Origin of the sequence: Actinoplanes sp. TBRC 11911 (assembly GCF_012933445.1) — a bacterium.
Taxonomy (GTDB): Bacteria; Actinomycetota; Actinomycetes; order Mycobacteriales; family Micromonosporaceae; genus Actinoplanes.
In genome coordinates, this window is sequence record NZ_JABBNC010000069.1 from 1 (window position 1) to 5003 (window position 5003).

2 rRNA genes are annotated in these 5003 nt (G+C 57.9%); both read right to left on the minus strand.

Going from position 1 to position 5003, the window contains the following annotated elements:
- Window positions 1-58: 58 nt before the first annotated feature.
- Window positions 59-3172 (minus strand): 23S ribosomal RNA (locus HH310_RS42880).
- A 394-nt stretch (window positions 3173-3566) separates the two neighbouring features.
- Window positions 3567-5003, minus strand: a 16S ribosomal RNA gene (locus HH310_RS42885); the annotation flags it as partial.

A 5003-nucleotide genomic window follows, 5' to 3' on the forward strand; every position in this document is an offset into this window, starting at 1 on the left:
GGGTGGTTGTTCGTTTGCTGTGAATCACACAGTGGACGCGTCGAGCACAAAGTTTGACGTGGTTAAGCCCTCGGCCTATTAGTACCGGTCAACTGAACCAGTTACCTGGCTTACATCTCCGGCCTATCAACCCAGTCGTCTACCTGGGAGCCTTACCCCCTCCAACGGGGTGGGATACCTCATCTCGAAGCAGGCTTCCCGCTTAGATGCTTTCAGCGGTTATCCCTTCCGAACGTAGCCAACCAGCCGTGCTCCTGGCGGAACAACTGGCACACCAGAGGTTCGTCCGTCCCGGTCCTCTCGTACTAGGGACAGCCCTTCTCAAGTATCCAACGCGCACGGCGGATAGGGACCGAACTGTCTCACGACGTTCTAAACCCAGCTCGCGTACCGCTTTAATGGGCGAACAGCCCAACCCTTGGGACCTGCTACAGCCCCAGGATGCGACGAGCCGACATCGAGGTGCCAAACCATCCCGTCGATATGGACTCTTGGGGAAGATCAGCCTGTTATCCCCGGGGTACCTTTTATCCGTTGAGCGACACCGCTTCCACACGCAAGTGCCGGATCACTAGTCCCGACTTTCGTCCCTGCTCGACCCGTCAGTCTCACAGTCAAGCTCCCTTATACACTTACACTCAACACCTGATTGCCAACCAGGCTGAGGGAACCTTTGGGCGCCTCCGTTACCCTTTAGGAGGCAACCGCCCCAGTTAAACTACCCACCAGACACTGTCCCTCGACCCGATCAGGGCCGCAAGTTAGATACCCAAACCCAACAGAGTGGTATTTCAAGATTGCCTCCCCACCGAACTGGCGTCCGAGGATCAACGGCTCCCACCTATCCTACACAATTAAATTCGGATACCAATGTCAAGCTATAGTAAAGGTCCCGGGGTCTTTCCGTCCTGCCGCGCGTAACGAGCATCTTTACTCGTACTGCAATTTCGCCGGGCCTGTGGTTGAGACAGTGGGGAAGTCGTTACGCCATTCGTGCAGGTCGGAACTTACCCGACAAGGAATTTCGCTACCTTAGGATGGTTATAGTTACCACCGCCGTTTACTGGCGCTTAAGTTCTCCGCCTCGCCCCCAAAAGAGCTAACAGGTCCCCTTAACGTTCCAGCACCGGGCAGGCGTCAGTCCATATACATCGTCTTACGACTTGGCATGGACCTGTGTTTTTAGTAAACAGTCGCTTCCCCCTGCTCTCTGCGGCCATACCACGCTCCACCCGCACAGGGCTTCACGCGTCCGGCCCCCCTTCTCCCTAAGTTACGGGGGCAATTTGCCGAGTTCCTTAACCACAGTTCGCCCGTCGCCTCGGTATTCTCTACCTGACCACCTGTGTCGGTTTCGGGTACGGGCCGCTCGGAACATCGCTAGAGGCTTTTCTCGACAGCATAGGATCACTGACTTCACCTGAATCGGCTCGGCATCACGTCTCACCCTCATATGCGCCACGGATTTGCCTATGGCACGGGCTACACGCTTACCCCAGGACAACCACCGCCTGGGACCAGCTACCTTCCTGCGTCACCCCATCACTCAACTACTACCCACCAGGATCCTGCGCTCACCACCCTTGACCCGAAGGCCGCCGGCAGCTCGGACAGTTAGCATAATGAGGTTCGCCGTGGTCGCTCCTTCGCGGGTACGGGAATATCAACCCGTTATCCATCGACTACGCCTCTCGGCCTCGCCTTAGGCCCCGACTCACCCAGGGCGGAACAGCCTGGCCCTGGAACCCTTGGTCATCCGGCGGAAGGGATTCTCACCCTTCATGCGCTACTCATGCCTGCATTCTCACTCGTATCACCTCCACGGCTGGATCACTCCGCCGCTTCCCCGGTGACACGACGCTCCCCTACCCACCAACACACCTGGACACCCACCACAAGGGAAGATGCCGAGTCATTGTGTCAGTGCCACAGCTTCGGCGGTGTACTTGAGCCCCGCTACATTGTCGGCGCGGAACCACTTGACCAGTGAGCTATTACGCACTCTTTAAAGGATGGCTGCTTCTAAGCCAACCTCCTGGTTGTCTAAGCGACCCCACATCCTTTTCCACTTAGCACACGCTTAGGGGCCTTAGCTGGTGATCTGGGCTGTTTCCCTCTCGACTACGAAGCTTATCCCCCGCAGTCTCACTGCCGCGCTCTCACTTACCGGCATTCGGAGTTTGGCTGATTTCAGTAAGCTTGTAGGCCCCCTAGACCATCCAGTGCTCTACCTCCGGCAAGAAACACACGACGCTGCACCTAAATGCATTTCGGGGAGAACCAGCTATCACGGAGTTTGATTGGCCTTTCACCCCTAACCACAGGTCATCCCCCAACTTTTCAACGTTGGTGGGTTCGGTCCTCCACGCAGTCTTACCCACGCTTCAACCTGCCCATGGCTAGATCACCCCGCTTCGGGTCTAGAACACGCGACTCAACGCCCTCTTCAGACTCGCTTTCGCTACGGCTACCCCACACAGGTTAACCTCGCCACATGCCACTAACTCGCAGGCTCATTCTTCAAAAGGCACGCCATCACCCCAAAAGGCTCTGACGGATTGTAGGCGAACGGTTTCAGGTACTATTTCACTCCCCTCCCGGGGTACTTTTCACCATTCCCTCACGGTACTCGTCCGCTATCGGTCACCAGGAAGTATTCAGCCTTACCAGGTGGTCCTGGCAGATTCACAGCAGATTCTAGGAGTCCGCTGCTACTCGGGAAAACCACAAAGAGGTCAAACGCTTTCACCTACGGGGCTCTCACCCTCTACGGCCGGCTATCCCACACCGTTCGACTAACGCAAGACTTTGTAACTCCTCGACACACTGTCAGATATGTCCAGTGGCTCCCACAACCCCCCGCATGCAACCCCTGACAGGTATCACACATACAAGGTTTAGGCTCCATCCGCTTTCGCTCGCCACTACTCACGGAATCACAATTGTTTTCTCTTCCTACCGGTACTGAGATGTTTCACTTCCCGGCGTTCCCCCTCAACACCCTATGAATTCAGGTGCGAGTGACACGACATGACTCGTGCCAGGTTCCCCCATTCGGACACCCTGGGATCACAGCTAGGTTGACAGCTCCCCCAGGCCTATCGCGGCCTCCCACGTCCTTCATCGGCTCCTGGTGCCAAGGCATCCACCGTCCGCCCTTGACAACTTAACCACAGAAAACAAGATGCTCGCGTCCACTGTGCAATTCTCAACCAACGACCAACCCACAACCCGATCCACACCCCACCAAACCCCGAGAAACAACGCCCTCGACCGGTATGAGATGCCAGGTCATGCCTGGTGCTGAAAAACAACCCCCAGGCTTTCGCACTGGGCGCCGACCTCGGCCGGCCCGGTTGTTCTTTCAGATACCCAACAGGATGCTTATGTTTGTACGCCCTCCCCAGCCGCACCAGCCCGTGTTCCACACCCTCTCGCGAGGGTCGTACTTGTGGGCCGGCCGTTGCCGGGTTGTGCTGGCCAGTGTCTCCGCCTATGAGCACCCCGACCTGACATTCGCAGGTCGCGGGCTACTGGATCGGTTTCCCGATCGAGTTGCTCCTTAGAAAGGAGGTGATCCAGCCGCACCTTCCGGTACGGCTACCTTGTTACGACTTCGTCCCAATCGCCAGCCCCACCTTCGACGGCTCCCTCCCTTACGGGTTAGGCCACCGGCTTCGGGTGTTGCCGACTTTCGTGACGTGACGGGCGGTGTGTACAAGGCCCGGGAACGTATTCACCGCAGCGTTGCTGATCTGCGATTACTAGCGACTCCGACTTCACGGGGTCGAGTTGCAGACCCCGATCCGAACTGAGACCGGCTTTTTCCGATTCGCTCCCCCTCACGGGCTCGCAGCGGTTTGTACCGGCCATTGTAGCATGCGTGAAGCCCTGGACATAAGGGGCATGATGACTTGACGTCATCCCCACCTTCCTCCGAGTTGACCCCGGCAGTCTCCAATGAGTCCCCAACCGAATTGCTGGCAACATTGGACGAGGGTTGCGCTCGTTGCGGGACTTAACCCAACATCTCACGACACGAGCTGACGACAGCCATGCACCACCTGTCACCGGCCCCGAAGGACCCCACATCTCTGCGAGTTTTCCGGCGATGTCAAACCCAGGTAAGGTTCTTCGCGTTGCATCGAATTAATCCGCATGCTCCGCCGCTTGTGCGGGCCCCCGTCAATTCCTTTGAGTTTTAGCCTTGCGGCCGTACTCCCCAGGCGGGGCGCTTAATGCGTTAGCTGCGGCACAGAGAACCGGAGAGGCCCCCCACACCTAGCGCCCAACGTTTACAGCGTGGACTACCAGGGTATCTAATCCTGTTCGCTCCCCACGCTTTCGCTCCTCAGCGTCAGTATCGGCCCAGAGACCCGCCTTCGCCACCGGTGTTCCTCCTGATATCTGCGCATTTCACCGCTACACCAGGAATTCCAGTCTCCCCTACCGAACTCTAGCCTGCCCGTATCGACCGCAAGCCTGCAGTTGAGCTGCAGGTTTTCACGGACGACGCGACAAGCCGCCTACGAGCTCTTTACGCCCAATAAATCCGGACAACGCTCGCGCCCTACGTCTTACCGCGGCTGCTGGCACGTAGTTGGCCGGCGCTTCTTCTGCAGGTACCGTCACTTACGCTTCGTCCCTGCTGAAAGAGGTTTACAACCCGAAGGCCGTCATCCCTCACGCGGCGTCGCTGCATCAGGCTTCCGCCCATTGTGCAATATTCCCCACTGCTGCCTCCCGTAGGAGTCTGGGCCGTGTCTCAGTCCCAGTGTGGCCGGTCGCCCTCTCAGGCCGGCTACCCGTCGTCGCCTTGGTAGGCCATCACCCCACCAACAAGCTGATAGGCCGCGAGCCCATCCCAGACCGAAAAACTTTCCACCCCCAGCCATGCAGCCAAAGGTCATATCCGGTATTAGCCCCCGTTTCCGAGGGTTATCCCAAAGTCCAGGGCAGGTTACTCACGTGTTACTCACCCGTTCGCCGCTCGAGTACCCCCG